Below are 17,982 nucleotides of genomic sequence, written 5' to 3'. Positions count from 1 at the left end.
TTTTAGTTTGGGTTCGGATTGGGGTGTTGTATTATTTCCACAACATTTTTGATACCTTGAATAAAAGTTTGAAAACTACGGGATTTATTTTCAGTTAGGGAAAGATGGGGGGCAATCTGTTTAGAGTGGGTTCCTGCATAATACTCTTTCACTAGCTTTGTTAATTCTTGTTTGGCCGAGTTAAGCAGGTCTGGTTCTCTGTATTTACTTTTATTTTGTTTTTGGCCGAGACTATTTAAATTATACGCCTTGGACACCGCTGCTAAATCTCCCAGAAACCAAGATTCTAATTCATGGCAAATAATCCTAATTAAGACTTGAGCATCACTGGCATTTTGACAAATTTGCCCCAGGTCTTTTTTGAGTTTTTGACAGTCGTGGGAATCCTGATCATGGACAATAATAAATTTGGTATTGGGACTAGATTTCTTGAAAGCTTTGAGTTTTATAGGAATAGATTTGGCTAGGTCTTGTTTGCCTTGATGACTAATACATTTATACCTTATTTCTGGGGGAATAAGTTTAGGCAAAAGTTCTTCTAACACATTTTTTATAGATGACTCTTCTAGCAAAAATACGATATCATAGTTCATTATGGTGCTACTCCTTCAAACCAGCCTTGATTCCAAAGATAGCCGGGTAAATCGCCTTCCGCTACTAAGTTTTTGAGGATTTCGCTATCGGCAGCCCTATGGATTTGGGTGATACCTTGGGATTTAATTAGCCAGAAAATACTAGCTAGTGGAACCGCATTGATAAAATCGGGGGAGTGGCTAGAAACAAATACCTGACCCCCCCGATCGCTATAGTGGGCGAATTCTTCGGCTAGTTCTTTTAATAAAGTAGGATAAAGTTGGTTTTCTGGTTCTTCGACACAGAGTAGGGGATGAGGATTGGGATCGAATAGTAATATTAAATAGGCGAACATTTTCATAGTCCCGTCAGAAACATAGCGATCAATAAAAGGGTCTTTAAAGGCCTGATCTTGAAAACGTAAAATCAAGCGACCGTCTTCGGTTTCTTTGGCTTCCACAGAGGAAATACCCGGAACTCGTTGTTTCATTTTTTCGAGAATTTGCTGAAAAATTGTGGGATATTGTTGATAAATATATTGAGCAACTGTAGCTATATTGTCGCCAGTGGGGGATAAGTGTTCAGCATAAGATATTTCTTTACTTCCTCTAGCTTCGCTAATATGAAAGTCAGAAACGTGCCAATTTTCAATCAGAGAACGAAAGGCTGTAGCGGCTTTAAAACGTTGAAATTGTCCTAATCCTTTGATTGCTAGTATATCGTTAGATTCTAGCTGTTGTTCTTCTCGATCGAGTTCTTTATCCGGTTTACTAAAATCTTCTTCGTTGGTGATAGCATATCCTTGACCAAGTTGAAAATCTAAAAAATGAAAAGGTTTACCGTGTTCACCCCGTTTATAGCGAAGTATTTCGCGTTTGATAACAGGGCGATTTTTGTTTTGTCCAATTATAAGTATATAAGTAACCAGACGTTCTGTATCTAAGATTTTCATGCGAAATTGCAGCTCGATTTCAATATTTTCCTGTTCTTGACCTCTAGTGATAATTTCTCTATAACCGCCGCGAATTTGTAAGGCTTGGCGAATGTTATTTTTGAGGGCATCTCGCAGAAAACCAAAAATATCAAATAGAGTAGATTTTCCCGTGCCGTTAGCTCCAATAATCACACAAAAAGGGGGAATATCTCTTATGTGTATGTTTTTAAACATACGATAGTTTTTTATTTTAATAGAAACAATTTTCATGATATAATCGAGCCGTTATAGTTTTTTTGATTATACGATTGATTAGGTGAAGATAACTGATCAATTAGCCAAAAAAGCCAGAGATTAGACTCTCTTGGACATTGGGGGATAAATCAGTTAGAAACTAGAGAGGCAAGCTCAACCGCCTGAGGAAGGGACAAGAAACCAGACTCAACACAAGTTGCCCAAAATAGCGTAAATTGTCTATAAATTTGTTCAACGACTTAAATTAGTACAAATGTTTGACTGTATTATCATCGGTGCGGGACCAGCAGGAGCGACGGCGGGTTATCATCTAGCTAAAAAGGGACGATCGATTCTGATCCTCGATAAAGCGAAATTACCCCGTTATAAACCCTGTGGTGGGGGGGTATCCCCGGCAATTAAGCAATGGTTTGATTTTGACTTTACCCCCGTGATCGAGAATACCGTCACCCAAGTACAGTTTACCTGGAAACAGGGGGATGCCGTCACCACTAAGTTAAATATGCTAGAACCGATGTGGATGGTACAAAGGGATCGTTTCGATGATTTTTTAGGTCAACAGGCGATCGCAGTCGGGGCAACCATCCAAGATAACAGCGAAGTTACCCAGATCAAATTCGTCCAAGATCACTGGCAAGTTACCACATCCCAAGGAACATTTTCAGGTAAATATCTGATTGCTGCCGATGGTGTTAGGGGCAATACCAGTCGCTGGTTAGGATTACCAGCGAAAAACGAAGCGCTCGGTGCTACTCTGGAAATTACTAACGCAGAAGCGACTATTCCACCCCAAAAAGCTTTTTTTGATTTTGGTTCCCTAAAAAATGGTTATATCTGGGCTTTTCCCAAGTCTAATGGTTACACAATTAGCGGTGGTTGTTTTAAGGGCAGCATCAAATCCGAGGAGCTGAAAAAACAACTGTTAAATTATGCCCGTCAAAAGGGCTGGAATTTAGAGGATTATCGCTATAGTGAGTATGCTTTAGCCCTTTGGAACGGAAATCAACCGCTACACGCCCAAAATGCCCTAATTACAGGAGAAGCGGCGGGTATTCTCGATCCGCTCATCGGTGAGGGTATCCGTCCGGCAATTTTGACGGGAGTTAAGGCAGCCGAGGCGATTGATCGAGCTTTAGCCGGAGATAATCGGGCTTTAGCGAGCTATAGTCGGATAATTCGGGAAGAATGGGGGGAAGATATGGCTTTAGCGGCCAAATTAGCCGGTTTATTCTATCAATTTACCCAAATAGCCTACAATGTCGCCGTTAAACGCCCGATCGCCGGTCAACTGATGGGACGTATTCTCGTGGGAGATTTAAAATACCGGGATGTTACGCAACAAGCGATGCAACAATTGAAAAAGCTTTTACTGCCCGGATTCGGTTGGTGATAACACTTCCCGCACCAGGGTGGGGGTGACTCGATCGCTAATGGTGACTTGGCCGATCGCCGTTGGTAAAATAAATCTAACCTTGCCATCTTTAACCTTTTTATCGGCAGTGAGAGCATTGACCATCTCATCGGCATTTAAAGGCGGAATATGGGTTTCTAAGGCGGCTTTTTCGATTAAATCGGTTTGACGTTGATTTTCCCCGGCGGTCCACATTCCCAGTTTAACTGCGATCGCTCCTGCCGCCACCATCCCCATCGCCACCGCTTCCCCGTGGTTAACGCTAGTATATCCCGTTAAACTTTCAATGCCGTGGGCGATCGTGTGACCATAGTTTAAGATCGCCCGCAAACCCGCTTCTTTTTCGTCTTTGCTTACCACATCTGCTTTAGCTTGGCAAGACTTTGTAATAATTGTTTGCAATAGATCGCCATCGATTTGAGAAAAACTGGCTAAATTGTCCGAGTCTTCTAACTGTTGAAATAAATCAGCATCCCAAATTACACCGTATTTAATCACTTCTGCCATTCCAGCCCGAAATTCTCGCACGGGTAGGGTTTTAAGCACACTAGGATCAATCAGAACTAATTTCGGTTGATAAAACGCCCCGATCAGATTTTTGCCCTGGGGATGATTAACACCGGTTTTACCCCCGATGGAAGCATCTACCATGGCTAACAGGGTGGTGGGAACCTGGACAAAATTAATGCCCCGTAACCATGTGGCTGCCGCAAATCCCGTCATATCCCCGATTACACCACCACCGAGGGCAACCATAGTCGAGGAACGTTCCAACCGGTGAACGAGGGCCGTATCATAAACTTGGGCGATCGAATCGAGGGTTTTATAATTTTCGCCGGCGGGGATCAGATGAGTAAAAACGGCAAATCCCGCTTTTTCTAGGGAATTAACGGCTTTATGTCCGTAATAGTCAAAAATTTCGGGATTAGAAACCAATAAAACCTTTTTACCTAAGTTTAACCGGCTCATTTCTCCACCGAGATTAGCTAAACTGCCCTTCTCGATCAGAATATTATAGGAGCGATCGGGTAAATTAACGGGAATACAAATAGCCATAGGGTGTGGGGTGATGTTTCAGTGATCAGTGATCAGTAAACAGTAAACAGTAAACAGTAAACAGTGATCAGTAAACAGTAAAAAAGCAGCTCCGAGCTTGTCGCTTAATACTATTCACTGAAAACTTAAATCTGATGACTGATGACTGATGACTGATAACTGATAACTGAGTCGGTTATTGACGCAGCTTAGTCAACTCTAAGAGCAGACGAGAGGATAAAAAACAGATAAAGCTCTCTCCCAGAAAGAGACTTAATTGCCCACTGTCAGCGAGCAAGTCTGTGGATAATTGTAGGGGAACTAGGCCGCGGACTAGGGCAAAAGCTGCCACTGTACCATCTTTGAGATGGGGATTATCGTCGTTACGGACGACATAACGATAGGTGACACCGAAGAGAAATCCGCTAATTATCGCCCCGGATATCTTGACAAAAGCGCCAATTAGTGTGAGCGATTCCCCTAACAATAGTCGATCAACAGTTAAAAATAGCAGATAGGGAACCAGGAAAGCCAGAGCCGAGATACTCCCCACCTGTATGGATTCGATTCTTTCCTTGAGCGTAATTTGCACGATCGCCTCTCTAAAACGGAGTCACTGATGAAGTATTATAAATTGAGTAGTCATCTCGCAAGTAATTCGTTTAACAAAGGCAATTATGGATATTTTGACACTTGGTTGGGTTAGCATTCTCGCCCTGTTCACTTGGTCGATCGCCATGGTGGTTTGGGGTCGTAACGGTTTCTAGGTAATCTATAGATACCATGGAAACATCTTTGATTCTCAACACTCTCTTTCTAGTCGCCTTAATTCTCCTCGTTATCGTCAGTGGTGGCATTCTCTACCTGACGACTACAGAATGGCGCGATCGCCGTCGTCAAGATGGCGATAAAAAATTAGGAAAATAATCCTGAACAGGTGTACTTAATTACGCCTGTTTTTCCTTTACTATGATTAAAATACTGCACTTATCGGATATTCACATGGGGAGCGGTTTTTCCCATGGGCGTTTAAATCCAAAAACGGGATTAAACACGCGTTTAGAGGATTTTATGGGCAGTTTAAGCCTCTGTATCGATCGGGCTATTGCCTCCCCTGTGGATCTAGTGCTTTTTGGGGGAGATGCCTTTCCCGATGCCACTCCCCCTCCTTTTGTCCACGAAGCTTTTGCCAGTCAATTCCGTCGTCTTGCCGATGCTAAGATCCCGACGGTGTTATTAGTGGGTAATCACGATCAACATTCTCAGGGTAATGGCGGTGTCAGTCTCTCCATCTATCGTACCCTAGCGGTGCCGGGGTTTATTGTTGGCGATCGCTTGACCACCCATCGCATCACCACCCGCAACGGCGATATCCAAGTCATTACTTTACCCTGGTTAACCCGCGCCACTCTCTTAACCCGTCCCGAAACCGAGGGTTTATCCTTGAGTGGGGTAAATGAATTGTTAATTAACCGTTTGGAACCAGTTTTAGAAGGAGAAATTCGCCAACTAGATACAAGTTTACCAACAGTTTTATTAGCCCATTTAATGGCCGATCGAGCTAGTTTAGGAGCAGAAAGATTTTTAGCAGTTGGTAAAGGTTTTACCGTGCCTTTATCCCTGCTAAATCGTCCACAATTCGAGTATGTTGCCCTCGGTCATGTTCACAAACATCAAAATCTTAATCCTAGCAATGATCCGCCTATTGTCTATCCGGGGAGCATCGATCGAGTGGATTTTAGCGAGGAAAAAGAAGATAAGGGCTATGTTTTAATAGAAGTGGCTAAAGGAGAGGTTAAATGGGAATTTTGTCCTTTACCCGTGCGTACTTTCTGTTCCATCGAAGTGGATGTTTCCCAGGCAGCAAACCCCCAAAAAGAATTGCTAAAAGCTCTCAAAAAACATGATATTCAGGAAGCAGTTATCCGTTTAGTTTATAAAATTCGCAGTGAACAATTAGAACTAATTAACACCAATCAGCTTGACGAGGCTTTAAAAACTGCCCATAGTTATAGTATTCGGGCTGAGTTAATTAGTCAATTAACCCGTCCCCGTTTACCGGAATTAGGGGTGGGTAATCAATTAGATCCGATGGAGGCGTTAAAAGCTTATATCGACAATAAGGAAGATTTGCGCGATATTGTTGATGATATGTTAGAGGCAGCCCAGCTTTTATTAAATCAACAGCCAGAAATTTGGCTAGAGGAAGAAACCTCGATTTAGCTATCAGTTATCAGTTATCATTTATCAGTTATCAGTTGTCGGTTTACTGCTCACTGAAACATCTTCCCTATCCCTGTTTGAACTAACAATGAGTTTATGTCTTAATCCCGATTGTCTATATAACAATGATCCTACAGATAAATTCTGTCAAAAATGTCGCTTTCAATTATTACTCAAAGATCGTTATCGTGCCATAAAATTAATTGGTCAAGGAGGTTTCGGTAAAACTTTCCAAGCAATTGATGAGGATAAACCTTCTCAACCCTATTGTGTAATTAAACAATTTTTTCCTAGCGCTCAGGGTAGTAATGCTCTCAAGAAGGCTGCGGAATTATTTAAAGAAGAAGCGATTAGTTTAGATAATCTCGGTCAACACCCACAAATTCCCTCCCTCTATGCCTATTTTACTGGCAATGATGGGCGACAATATCTTGTTCAAGAATATATTGAGGGAGAAAATCTAGAACAAGAATTACAAAGCGAGGGAGTTTTCAATGAAGAAAAGATCAAATATCTTTTATTAGAAATTTTGCCAATTCTTGATTTTATCCATACTAAAAGAGTCATTCATCGAGATATTAAACCAGCTAATATAATTAGGAGACGCATCGATAATAAAATAATTTTAGTGGATTTCGGTGCCTCTAAATTTATAACCATTGCTAATCTTTCCCTGACAGGAACAGTGATCGGTTCGGCGGGATATATCGCCCCAGAACAAAGCAATGGCAAAGCGATCAATAGCAGTGATTTATATAGTTTGGGAGTCACTTGTATCTATTTATTAACGGGAGTATCTCCCTTTGAATTATTCGATGTGAGTGAACATGAATGGGTATGGAGACAGCACCTGATTAATAATCCTGTTAGGGTTGAATTAGGTGAAATTTTAGATAAATTAATTGAATTTGGCACCAAAAAACGTTATCAATCAGCCGGGGAAGTCCTGCAAGAGTTAGCGGTAAAATTAGCCGTAGTGATTCCGCCAAAACCCCGATCACAGGACACAATTCAAGAAACGGTTTTATCAGTTTTTCCAGTTGCCACCAGGGAGGAAATTAACATCAAAAGTGTCAAGGCAATTGATTACACTAACCTACGGGATTTCTTAGCGCAAGAAAAATGGCGAGAGGCCGATCAAGAAACGGCTAATCTATTTTTAAAAGTTGCTGATCGAACTAAAGAAAAATATCTTAAGATAGAAGATATAGATAACTTTCCCTGTGAAGATTTAGCCACTATCAATCAACTCTGGTTAAAATATAGTCAGGGAAAATTCGGTATATCTGTTCAGAAAAGAATCTATGAAAGTTTGGGAGGAAGCGGCAATTATGACCAACAAAAATGGAACGCTTTTGGGTCAAAAGTCGGTTGGCGAGTTAATAACAAGTGGTTGTACTACGATCAAATTACTTTCTCTCTCAAAGCACCCTCCGGACATCTTCCCACCCTTGTCTGGGGTGTGGGGGGTGGGATAATTCTTTTTTCTCGTCTGGAAACCTGTACCATTGACGTAGTTTCTAGCAGGGGATAAATTGACTTAAAAACTTTTCTGGAGAATTAAACAGTTTCTCCCTTCGCCAGTGCGGATATATTGTAAACTATCAGTAAGAGAACGCATGAAAAGTAATCCTCGATCGCTTTCCATTTCCAAAGGTGCGAGGGGATGTTGTTGTAGAGAATCGAGTTTGGCTTGCAGATCAAAAGGTTGACCGTGATCCCATATTCTTATTTCTAGAGAATGGGACGAAAAAGTTAATTCTAGATCGATCGGTGTGGTCGGTGGTAAATGTTGGTGAGCGTAACGGACAGTATTAGTAAATCCTTCTGCTAAAGCCACCTTACACTGCCAAAGCACCGAGTCAGGTAAAAAAGAGCGGCCGTGAGATTCAAACCATTGTAGGACTGGGATTAAAGCTGCCAATTCCGTCCGGACTTGTAGATGGAATTGGAGGGGGAAAGAAGGGGAATTTAAGACTTCAGAAGGCACCACTGTTTTTTTGAAAGAGAATCAAAATTGTTTTAAAAATCAGTTGTAGATCGTAGCCTAAACTCCAATTTTCTTGATAGCGCAAATCTAGTTGAATTACCTCTTCAAAATTACGCACCTGAGAGCGACCATTCACCTGCCATTCTCCCGTCATACCGGGTTTTACGTCTAAACGTTGCCATTGGGGAACATCGTAGCGTTCCACCTCATCTGGTGTGGGGGGACGAGTGCCAACAAGACTCATTTCACCAGTGATCACATTCCAAAACTGGGGCAATTCGTCTAAACTGGTACGACGTAAAAATTTTCCTACCCGGGTAATCCGGGGATCATTTTTATTCTTAAAAAAAGCTCCCTCCGCTTGATTGGGGATTTTATCCTTGAGTGTTTCTGCATCCACACACATGGAACGAAACTTAAGAATCTTAAATTCCTTTCCCAACCAACCGCAGCGGGTTTGACTGAAAAAAATTGGCCCTGGACTGTCTAACTTAATAGCGATAGCAATGGGGACAAAAATAACCCCCGTGATTAATAAACCCACGATGCCACCAAGAATGTCAAGACCGCGCTTTAACCAACTGCGAATCGAGGGATGGGTTTCCGGTAGATGGTTTTCAGGGGTAGTAAGGCCGTTTTCTTGGGCTGCTAGGGGAGGGGTTTGGAAAGTGAATAATTGATCTAGTCCCGTAATCGATAAAACCCCCATCACTGGGGGATGGACGTTAGCCAGCACTAACTCGATATTTTTTTCCCTAGCCGCTTTGAGATTATGCACTAAAGCACCCACACCACTACTATCCATAAATTGAGTAGCATTCAGATCGAGAATGACTTTTTCGGGAGTGGGTGTTTGGGCGATGAGATGGTGAAACAGATCCTTGAACTGTAATGCTTCCAAGACAGTCAAGCGTTCCGGCATCCGCAAAACCGGATACTCCATCGGAATGATCAGAAAACGTGTTTCAGGAATTTGGGAAGTCATCGACACAACGAGGTGGTTTGATAGATGAGCAAGGCCTGATGACCTACTTAAATGTTTACTACACTTTTCCGCAAATACCAATGGGTAATGTCACAGATTATCTGTAATTATCGGCTAACGAATCTCACCTAGGGGCGGACGGCCTTGGGTTTGGGATTTCGCTTTCGCCGCACTCTTCCTTAGGGCATCTAAACGGGTCTCATAACGCTTACGCAGACGACGGTTAGGTGTTTGTTCGATTAGGGTTTTAAAGGCACTGCCTAGGCTCTTGTAGGCGTTGGGGAGAGAGTAACCGAAACGAGTGGCCAGGGCGATCGCTTTTTCATCGGCTTCGATCGCTTCTTTGAGAATTTTATCACCGTTATTTTTGCGCCAGAGACGATAACCGGAAATCCCACATAATCCCATGGCCAAGAGCAATAATAAACCGTCCTGTACCCATAATTCTCCCACCGCACCACCTAAGCCAATAGCGAGGGCGGCCATTTCCCAGCCTTCCCGGGGAATACTGTCATTTTGAATCCTGGCCACTTCATGCCAAAAGAGCAAATTACGCTGATCGATGGCTAAATTTTCCCATTTTGCCAAATCTATCTGAATTTCTACCTCGTCTCTGCCAATTTCTTCACAACGGATCAGGGGGGGGTTAATCTCTGTAGAACCTTCTACCGTTACCCAACTTTGTAATTCTGGGGGTAGCAGGGTTTTTAGGCGCCGAAGTTCGCTCATTTCGGCTCTTGCAGAGGAGGCCGCATAAGATGTCATAGATTTTTTACCTATTCTCTACCAATGACGATGATTTCTATTTTGGATCATAGCGGTCTTTTTTGTGATCTTGGCAGCTTTTAGCCCTAGGGAGCATTTTCAGTGATCAGTAACCAGTGATGGAAGTGGGAAGTGGGGAAGTGGGAAGTGGGGAAGTGGGGATAAACAATCCATAACTGGGGTTTTAAAGTTCGATTGCGAGTCAATCGGACTGAGTGGGTGGGTGTTAAAAATTGTCAGATACCCCCCTTATTAAGGGGGGATCAAAGACAGAATCTATCTTCTATTTACTTATTAAATAGACCGTAACTTTTGCCGACTAATGCTCAAAGATATCTTTGTATTGCTGTAAATCTAAAGCGGTGAAGACGGGGATACAACTAAAGCACTTTTGGGCTAATTCCCATCTTTCTTCCCTTTGCAGCATCACAATTAGTTTATCTCGCACTGACAGTAAATAGCGCACATCGTTAGCCGCGTAAATCAGTTGTTTTGGAGTAAGATTAGCGACATTTCCCCAATCAGAACTTTGAGCGGTTTTATCTAATTCTATGCCTTCCAATTCCTGCACGAGACTTTTTAAACCGTGACTGCTAGTATAAGTCCGAGCCAGTTTACTGGCGATTTTGGTACAGAAAATCGGTTGCGTGGCAATGCCAAAAGTTTGGGACAATTGAGCCACATCAAAACGGGCGAAATGAAAGACTTTTTCTATCCGCTCATCTTCCATGACCTTTTTGAGATTAGGAGCCTCTGTTTGCCCCCTAAAAATGCGAATAGCGGTGACAAAACCACTGGGGTCACAGAGTTGAATTAAACACAGTCGATCGCGCCCCGGTATTAATCCCATCGTTTCTGTATCTACAGCGATCGAATTAACCCCTAAATAACGAGATAATAGGTCATCGCTTAAATCTTGATCGCACACTTGAAAATTATCTAAGTTCATATAGTTAGAAGATAGGAGACAGGAGACAGGACATAGGAGACAGGAGGGAAATTTGTAATGCTTTTGCCTATCGCACGACTGCCTTTATTTCCCTGATAACTGATAACTGATAACTGATAACTGATATTAAAAACTGATAATTAAATTTAAATATCATCATGGTCATTTTGTCAACGCTTTTTAACAAAAAGTTGTGTAAAATAATATTCACCAGCATTATTTTTAGCGATACCGATACCAGTGAGATTATAATCACCAACCATATTTTTTTGATGACCGGGGCTATTAATCCAACCCTTGACGGCAACGCTAACGGGGTCAGGATATCCCTTCATAAAAGCCAAATTTTCGCCCATTTTTTCTAAAGGAATCTTCCTTTGTACTGCCTTGACTCTTCCCTCAAAACCATCATGACTAAAAGGAGCCTGTTTATTGGCCATTTTTTGACTAAATAAGCGAGCTTCATGACTAATACGAGCATCGAGACGTAGGGGCGGTAAATTTTGATAAATTCGGTAGCGATTAACTTGATAATTAGTGTTTTCTTCAAGGGTAATTAAAAAAGATTGATTCCCGATAGGATCATAGCCAAGGGTATTAGTAGCAACGGGAGCGGATTGACGTTTTAGAAATATTTGAGTAAAGTACAATTTTCCTTGATTATCCGTCGCTACTCCAATCCCGGTACTATCAAAATCTCCCTCGATATTTTCTCGATGACCTTGACTTTTAATCCAACCATCCACAGCAATCATTACCGGGTCCTCATAACCTTGATTAACTGCCAGATTTTCCCCTACCGCTTCATAGGGAACTGAAACACCAATAGTTTGCGCTCTTTTGTCAAAATCTTGGTGACTAAAAGGAACCAAACCCGAGGCCATACGTTGGCTATGTAATCTTGCTTGTTGGGAAATTGTCCGATTTAACAGTAGGGGAGATAAATTGCGAGATTGACGATAGCGATTGACCTCTTGATAAATTTTATTCTCTAAAACAAGTAAAGTTGCCGCATCTAAAGGAGGGGGAGAGAAAGATGGTACGAGTTCCGTAAAAGAGTTATAGTTTAAGGCACTACAGGCCATTAAACTTGTCGATACAAGCATCAAAATTCCTAACTGATAACCCTTCTTAAAAGAACTTTTCATATTAAGCTAGTCTGGAACGAGGAACAGGTCAAAACGAATATCAAATTTAGATGCACAATAGCTTATCCCTCTCACTGATAACTGATAACTGATAACTGCTCACTGTTAACCATTCATCGATAAATATTTAGCCACCGATTGCACATCTTTATCACCCCGTCCAGAGAAATTAATAACAATGCGAGGACTACCGGTCACTTGTGGGCAAAGAGTTTCTAAATAGGCTAAAGCATGGGCAGTTTCTAGGGCCGGAATAATCCCCTCTAAACGGGAAACTCGTTGAAAAGCTTCTAGTGCTTCCTTGTCCGTCACACTGTAATATTCAGCGCGACCACTATCTTTTAAAAAGCTATGTTCTGGCCCGACTCCGGGATAATCTAAACCGGCACTAATGGAGTGAGCCTCGATAACTTGACCTTCGTTATCTTGTAGTAAATAACTCATGGCCCCATGTAGAACCCCCGGTTGACCTTGGGTAAGGGTAGCTGCGTGTTTTCCAGAGGCGATACTTTCCCCGGCCGCCTCAACACCAATTAAACGCACGGCAGCTTCTTTAACAAACTCATGAAATAAACCCATAGCATTAGAACCACCCCCCACACAAGCGAGGAGAATATCCGGTGAACCGCCCCATTTTTCCAGACTTTGCTGACGAGTTTCTTGACCAATAATCGCATGAAAATCGCGCACCATCATCGGATAGGGATGAGGACCGGCCACAGAACCAAGGATGTAGTGAGTGGTTTCCACATTAGTTACCCAGTCGCGAATCGCTTCCGAGGTGGCATCTTTCAGGGTTCCCGTCCCGGCGGCCACGGGTTGCACCGTCGCGCCAAGCAGTCTCATGCGGAAAACATTGAGTTCTTGGCGTTCCATGTCGTGAATTCCCATATAAATCACGCATTCTAGACCAAAACGAGCGCAAACCGTAGCAGTGGCCACGCCGTGCTGTCCTGCCCCGGTTTCGGCGATAATTCGCTTTTTACCCATGCGTTTGGCTAATAAAACCTGACCGAGGGCGTTATTAATCTTGTGGGCCCCAGTATGGTTTAAATCTTCCCGTTTCAGGTAAATTTGCGCCCCAGTACCGTCAGCTTTGGCATAATGGGCGGTGAGACGTTCGGCAAAATATAAGGGACTAGGTCTGCCGACGTAATCCTTGAGCAGTTGATTTAATTCTTCTTGAAAATCGGGGTCGTCTTTATACTGATTATAGGCCGTTTCTAGTTCACTTAAGGCTGGCATCAGGGTTTCCGGGACGTATTTGCCCCCGTAGCGTCCAAAACGCCCAAAAGCATCGGGATACTGGGTTGCTGTGCTGGCTGAGGCGGTATAAATCGGCGTGATAGTCATGTAAACCTTGGATGAGAGACTTATGATCCATTATAAATCTAAGGGTTTAGTCTCTGGGTTAACCTGAGTTCGAGGGCAATTATCGCCTAACCCACTTAATCATCAAAGGATGAGCATTGCCCACCCTTTGACTGATTTTACAGCCAAATACTCACATCAACTTTTAACACCTGTCCTAATAGTAATAACCATTTTAATTGAGTCATCGGCCAAGGACAGGCAGCATCTATGGAATTGGACTGCAAAGAATTAGGAACTAAACGATCATGGAAGTAATAATAGTATAATTCCTGAGAGCGATCGAGGGATAATCCTAGGTTTAATTGTTGGCTAACTTCAATTAAACGGGTGATTAAGCGAGTATCGTCCTCCGCCGTTAAAGGATCGCCATCGTGTAATAATTTCCAAAGAGATTGCCAGAGCAAACTTTCTAAGGTTTGACGCGCTTCGGGAATATTTAATTGACAGCGTAAATGATTGGCTTCCTTAGCAATAGCAAATAATTGATCGAGATTATTTTCCGTCGCTTGCCGCTGCTCAAAATCTTTTTCTAGGGCATTAATCACCTGTAAACAACGGTGAGAAATGGCAATATCGGCCGCTACCTGTAACTCTTGAGGTACGGGAATCTCATCCCTTTGGAAAGCAGCTAAAATGCCGTAATTATCCCGATAAACTTGGGTGTATAATTGATCGAGACGTTTTTTAGTTTCGGCTGTCACCTTCTGCATGATCCGGTGTCTTTCATCAGCAAAAAGATGGGGTAAAGCAAAAAAGTTTTCTCCCAATCCGCGCCCCATTTCTACGATCATTGTCGAAACACTGGCCTGTTGTAAAGATTCAAAGAGATGATCCTTAAGATTGGTATAGATTAACCGACTGTTAAAAGGTTGAATGGAGCAGTAAAAATCCCAACCTCCTAAATGTAGAACAGCAAAAACAAAATGTTCACTTTCTTGGGTAATTTCCGAGGTTAATTCCACCTGTCCCACTGCTAAAGTTAAAGACCCGATCGCTTGTTTTTGATAATCTAATTGACGGGTATTGTAACAATAAATCCGATGATGACTGGGATAATTGGTAAATAGAGAACTAATAGCGTAATGGGCCGCCACCCGTTCCAAATCCACCCGCGCAGAAGTGACCAATTGTCGATAGACATCGGCCCCATCTTGATATAATCTAACGTTACTGGGAGCGAAAGCTAGACGACTGAGGAAATTCATTTCTAATTGAATTCCAGCCACTTCTCCGGCTAATTCCAGAGACCGGCCAGCATATCTCAAAATTTGCGTACCTTCAGGTCGAGAAATTTCCTCAAAAAACCAGCCACAACTGGTAAACATCAATAAAGCTTGTCTTTGCATTTCTAATAAACGCAAAGCATCGATTTTCTCGCTTTTACTCAGGGTACGACTTTGATGCACAGCCAGGAAATGTTCGATCGCGTCTGGGGATCGATCTAAAATAACTGCAATGTAGTCATCCCTTGTCTGCCAAGGATCGCGGAAAAATTCCTGTCCCTGAATCTCATAGACCTTAATCAACTCATCTCTGAGCCAATTTAGGGACTCCCGCAGGGGTTTACGCCATTTTTGCTGGTAATTTCCCCCTCCCCCGCAACCACAGTCATCCTGCCAACGATTTACGCCATGGACGCAACTCCACGCGGTCACGGGTTTTAATTCCACTTCCCAAGTCGGGGGGCAAATACTGAGATAATGGGCGAAATTGGTGACTGTCCAGCCGTTTTTAGGGAAAGATTCCGTAAAAGCATAGCTAAGACACTTCTCTGTCCCCTGTTTGTGGTGGCCGAAGGTTTCCCCATCGGTAGCGACGCTGATTAACTGGGAGGGACGATGATCCCCTTTAATTGCCTGTCCCAGACGACCGACGAGAAAATCACTGCTGGCTAGGACATCATTAAAGCCCATATCCCGAGAAATTGGACCATCGTAGAAGAAAATATCCAGATAACGACCATCGGGGATGTAACAGCGATAGGGACGGGTGGGATCGATTTGACCTCCGGCCACCGCGTGCCATTGGGGGTGGGGATCATGGTCGCTAGGGAAAGGACGACAGCGCAGGGCCTGGGAAGGGGCTAAAATGGTGAATTTAATCCCTTCATCGATTAAAGCTGTCACTGTGGCTAAATCAATGGCTGTTTCTGCTAACCACATTCCTTCGGGATCGCGGCCGAAACGGTGCTGAAAATCAGCTTTTCCCCAGCGAATTTGGGTGTATTTGTCCTGTTTGTTGGCTAGGGGCAGAATGATATGATTATAGACCTGGGCGATGGCGTTACCATGACCGTTTAAGCGTTGACAACTTTTTTGATCCGCTGCCAGGATACGTTGATAAACTTCGGGATCATGGGATTGCATCCATGACATGAGGGTGGCCCCGATGTTAAAGCTGAGATATTCGTAGTTATTAACTATTTTGATCACTTCCCCCCGGTCATTGTAAATGCGCGCAAAAGCATTGGCACGATAACACTCGTGATGGATGCGTTCATTCCAATTGTGGAAGGGATGGGCGCTCGGCTGCCGTTCAATTCTGTCTAGATAGGGATTTTCTCGCGGTGGTTGGTAAAAATGTCCGTGAACCGTGATATAAACTCCGTGAGCGGTTTTCAGGGGATCAACCCCCGTATCGTTATAGGAATAAAAGGTTGTAGAAGGATTTTCAACAAGATAAGTCATAGAAATGCCTAGAAAATCGTTTTTTTTGAGCGAAAATAGCTGTAGAATGTAGCGACCTGATGTTTAAAAAAACTGAAAACCTGGCCGTCTTTCACGGCCTTGGGGTCACAATACCATGTTTTATTTTCCTAGCAAAGCTAAGGTTAACAATTCGCAACTTCTCTATACACAGCACTAAGTAATACTAAATCTTGTTACAAAATCTAGCTTTTCCCGGTAGGCTGTTGACTATTGCCATCAGCGTTCTACCCTAAGAGAGATGCGATCGCTCTTACCCCTGCCCAAAAAGCGATCGCCATGCCCAAAAAATTGCTCATTCCAAAAATGATCGCCCCCTGCATTCCTATCCCAAGCAATGACAATTTTAAAGTTTAATCAACAAGATAACAGCGATCGCACTACAATATCGGCAATCATAGTTCAATTCCATTGATCCAAATTTCATACTCGCTTATATCAACTTCATCATTCCAAATGATTCCGCTACCTGATGGATCAAGTTGAAAGTTTTTAAAGAAAGCATAGTTTTTAAGGGAAGAAAACATCGTTTTTTCTAGTAGATTTTCACAGTTATATTTTCTAGCTTGATGATTATAAAAATGCACCAATAGAGTATAATTTTCAATGATTTCGGCTGATGTTATTTTGGGGTAAAGCATTGTTTTATTTCAAAGGTGGTAATTTATTAAATTCTTGAGTGTTCCACATTTTCAATAATTCTGGTTGATAGATTGTTGCCCATTCTACAACCATTTTTGTGGCTCTATCAGGTAAGTCTCCTTCAATGATTTCTAAGGTTTCCAGATTAAATAGGGCGTTATATTCTCCATAAATCGCATGAAAATGGGGAGGTGGATGATCGCCAAAAAAGAGTTTAATGATAATTCCATAAAATCGAGTAATTTCTGGCATAAATCTATTTTTAGGAGTCTTTCTTGATGACAAAAATATTATAACAAAGCTTGTTGAGTTTTGTTACCTCGACCTAAACGACAAGATCAGCGATCTGCTACGCAGTGCCTTCGGCATCGCCTCTCCTCATCCCCAAAAAGCGATCGCCATTCCCAAAAAATTGCTCCTCCCCAAAACAATCGCACTCATCATCACAAAAAACGATCGCCATTTGCATTCCTATCCCAAGCAATGGCAATTTTAAAGTTTAATCCACAAGATAACAGCGATCGCACTTTCAAACGCCGAATCGACCACCCCTTACCCTTGAATAAAAAAGATAAACAGTGATCGCACTCAAAAGCCAAAATAATCGCATTTTTAAAGTTTAATCAACAAGATGACAGCGATCGCCCTCTCAATTAAAAGCAGGTTAAGTTAAACAAAGTGCAAAACAACCTACTTGCGATCGCAATTACCTTTTGTACTTTATTGTAAGTTTATAACTGCTTTTTCCTTTTTGTCCCAGTGTTATATAGCAATTCTCTGACTTATGAGGTACAGTAGCAACAGTGAGTAAACTAATTGCGAATATCTTTTTGAGTAACTTGTAACATAGCCAATTCAATCCCTTCTATTAAGTCTTTGTAAGTTCTCGCCTTCAGTTTTCTTAATATCGCTTTGACTTTTGACCAAAAGTTTTCAATAGGAGAGAATTCGGGAGAATAAGGAGGTAAATAGATGAGTCTAGCTTTTTCTTGT

The 17,982-nt window shown here is 42.3% G+C and carries 19 protein-coding genes; 5 read left to right on the top strand and 14 right to left on the bottom strand.

Annotated features, from left to right (window positions below; genetic code table 11):
- Window positions 1-2: 2 nt before the first annotated feature.
- Both IM485_RS04805 and IM485_RS04800 read right to left on the bottom strand, forming a co-directional pair.
- Entirely contained in the window at window positions 3-593 is a 591-nt protein-coding gene (locus IM485_RS04805) for a DUF4276 family protein (protein ID WP_104398281.1), read from the bottom strand.
- The gene (locus tag IM485_RS04800; RefSeq protein ID WP_287741634.1) at window positions 593-1,777 is read right to left on the bottom strand and encodes an AAA family ATPase; all 1,185 of its coding nucleotides are present in this window, start codon (window positions 1,775-1,777) and stop codon (window positions 593-595) included. Before IM485_RS04800 ends, IM485_RS04805 begins: the two co-directional genes overlap by 1 nt.
- Before the next feature lie 238 nt (window positions 1,778-2,015).
- Here IM485_RS04800 and IM485_RS04795 point away from each other — a divergent pair, with 238 nt between their 5' ends.
- Window positions 2,016-3,152 carry a geranylgeranyl reductase family protein gene (locus IM485_RS04795; RefSeq protein WP_287741632.1) on the top strand — a complete coding sequence of 379 codons (1,137 nt, stop codon included), beginning with the start codon at window positions 2,016-2,018 and terminating at the stop codon, window positions 3,150-3,152.
- Here the strand turns inward: IM485_RS04795 and aroB are convergent.
- A complete protein-coding gene (aroB, locus tag IM485_RS04790; protein WP_287741631.1) occupies window positions 3,129-4,229 on the bottom strand; it encodes a 3-dehydroquinate synthase in 1,101 nt (366 codons plus the stop codon). The two genes, IM485_RS04795 and aroB, sit on opposite strands and share 24 nt — an antisense overlap.
- Window positions 4,230-4,404: 175 nt before the next feature.
- The gene (locus IM485_RS04785) at window positions 4,405-4,800 is read right to left on the bottom strand and encodes a hypothetical protein (protein WP_104398285.1); all 396 of its coding nucleotides are present in this window, start codon (window positions 4,798-4,800) and stop codon (window positions 4,405-4,407) included.
- 85 nt (window positions 4,801-4,885) lie between these two features.
- On the opposite strand from IM485_RS04785, the gene petN reads away from it, so the two are divergent.
- The 4 genes from petN to IM485_RS04765 all read left to right on the top strand — a co-directional run bounded on the left by petN (window position 4,886) and on the right by IM485_RS04765 (window position 7,965).
- The gene (gene petN, locus IM485_RS04780) at window positions 4,886-4,975 is read left to right on the top strand and encodes a cytochrome b6-f complex subunit PetN (RefSeq protein ID WP_012265708.1); all 90 of its coding nucleotides are present in this window, start codon (window positions 4,886-4,888) and stop codon (window positions 4,973-4,975) included.
- Window positions 4,976-4,991: 16 nt separating this feature from the next.
- A complete protein-coding gene (locus IM485_RS04775; RefSeq protein WP_002736416.1) occupies window positions 4,992-5,135 on the top strand; it encodes a hypothetical protein in 144 nt (47 codons plus the stop codon).
- Between the two features lie 42 nt (window positions 5,136-5,177).
- Window positions 5,178-6,431: an exonuclease subunit SbcD gene (gene sbcD, locus IM485_RS04770; RefSeq protein ID WP_287741630.1), complete on the top strand. Its 1,254-nt coding sequence runs from the start codon at window positions 5,178-5,180 to the stop codon at window positions 6,429-6,431.
- An 88-nt stretch (window positions 6,432-6,519) separates the two neighbouring features.
- Window positions 6,520-7,965 (top strand): serine/threonine-protein kinase, encoded by a 1,446-nt coding sequence (locus IM485_RS04765; RefSeq protein ID WP_287741629.1) that lies wholly within the window; start codon window positions 6,520-6,522, stop codon window positions 7,963-7,965.
- A gap of 6 nt (window positions 7,966-7,971) precedes the next feature.
- Here IM485_RS04765 and IM485_RS04760 read toward each other — a convergent pair whose 3' ends face one another.
- The 10 genes from IM485_RS04760 to IM485_RS04715 form a co-directional block, all read right to left on the bottom strand.
- Entirely contained in the window at window positions 7,972-8,424 is a 453-nt protein-coding gene (locus IM485_RS04760) for an ATP-binding protein (RefSeq protein ID WP_104398288.1), read from the bottom strand.
- Window positions 8,411-9,406, bottom strand: coding sequence for an anti-sigma factor antagonist (locus IM485_RS04755; protein ID WP_104398289.1), 996 nt, complete (start codon window positions 9,404-9,406; stop codon window positions 8,411-8,413). The genes IM485_RS04760 and IM485_RS04755 overlap by 14 nt, the downstream gene beginning before the upstream one ends.
- Window positions 9,407-9,520: 114 nt before the next feature.
- The gene (locus IM485_RS04750) at window positions 9,521-10,171 is read right to left on the bottom strand and encodes a DUF3318 domain-containing protein (protein ID WP_002756255.1); all 651 of its coding nucleotides are present in this window, start codon (window positions 10,169-10,171) and stop codon (window positions 9,521-9,523) included.
- Window positions 10,172-10,490: 319 nt separating this feature from the next.
- A complete protein-coding gene (locus tag IM485_RS04745; protein ID WP_287741625.1) occupies window positions 10,491-11,120 on the bottom strand; it encodes a ribonuclease D in 630 nt (209 codons plus the stop codon).
- A 170-nt stretch (window positions 11,121-11,290) separates the two neighbouring features.
- A complete protein-coding gene (locus IM485_RS04740) occupies window positions 11,291-12,268 on the bottom strand; it encodes a CAP domain-containing protein (RefSeq protein WP_287741624.1) in 978 nt (325 codons plus the stop codon).
- A 105-nt stretch (window positions 12,269-12,373) separates the two neighbouring features.
- A complete protein-coding gene (trpB, locus tag IM485_RS04735) occupies window positions 12,374-13,621 on the bottom strand; it encodes a tryptophan synthase subunit beta (RefSeq protein ID WP_287741623.1) in 1,248 nt (415 codons plus the stop codon).
- Between the two features lie 137 nt (window positions 13,622-13,758).
- Window positions 13,759-16,329: a DUF3536 domain-containing protein gene (locus tag IM485_RS04730; RefSeq protein WP_104398294.1), complete on the bottom strand. Its 2,571-nt coding sequence runs from the start codon at window positions 16,327-16,329 to the stop codon at window positions 13,759-13,761.
- Window positions 16,330-16,742: 413 nt separating this feature from the next.
- Window positions 16,743-16,988, bottom strand: a complete 246-nt coding sequence (locus tag IM485_RS04725) for a DUF2442 domain-containing protein (protein ID WP_104398295.1) — start codon at window positions 16,986-16,988, stop codon at window positions 16,743-16,745.
- Window positions 16,989-16,992: 4 nt separating this feature from the next.
- Window positions 16,993-17,241 carry a DUF4160 domain-containing protein gene (locus IM485_RS04720; RefSeq protein ID WP_104398296.1) on the bottom strand — a complete coding sequence of 83 codons (249 nt, stop codon included), beginning with the start codon at window positions 17,239-17,241 and terminating at the stop codon, window positions 16,993-16,995.
- Between the two features lie 560 nt (window positions 17,242-17,801).
- The coding region (locus IM485_RS04715) for a transposase (protein WP_287741622.1) at window positions 17,802-17,982 on the bottom strand (181 nt) is incomplete at its 5' end.

The sequence above is a fragment of the Microcystis sp. M169S2 genome (assembly GCF_020245865.1).
Lineage (GTDB): Bacteria > Cyanobacteriota > Cyanobacteriia > Cyanobacteriales > Microcystaceae > Microcystis > Microcystis ichthyoblabe_A.
This window is presented reverse-complemented; position numbering and strand designations above follow the sequence as displayed.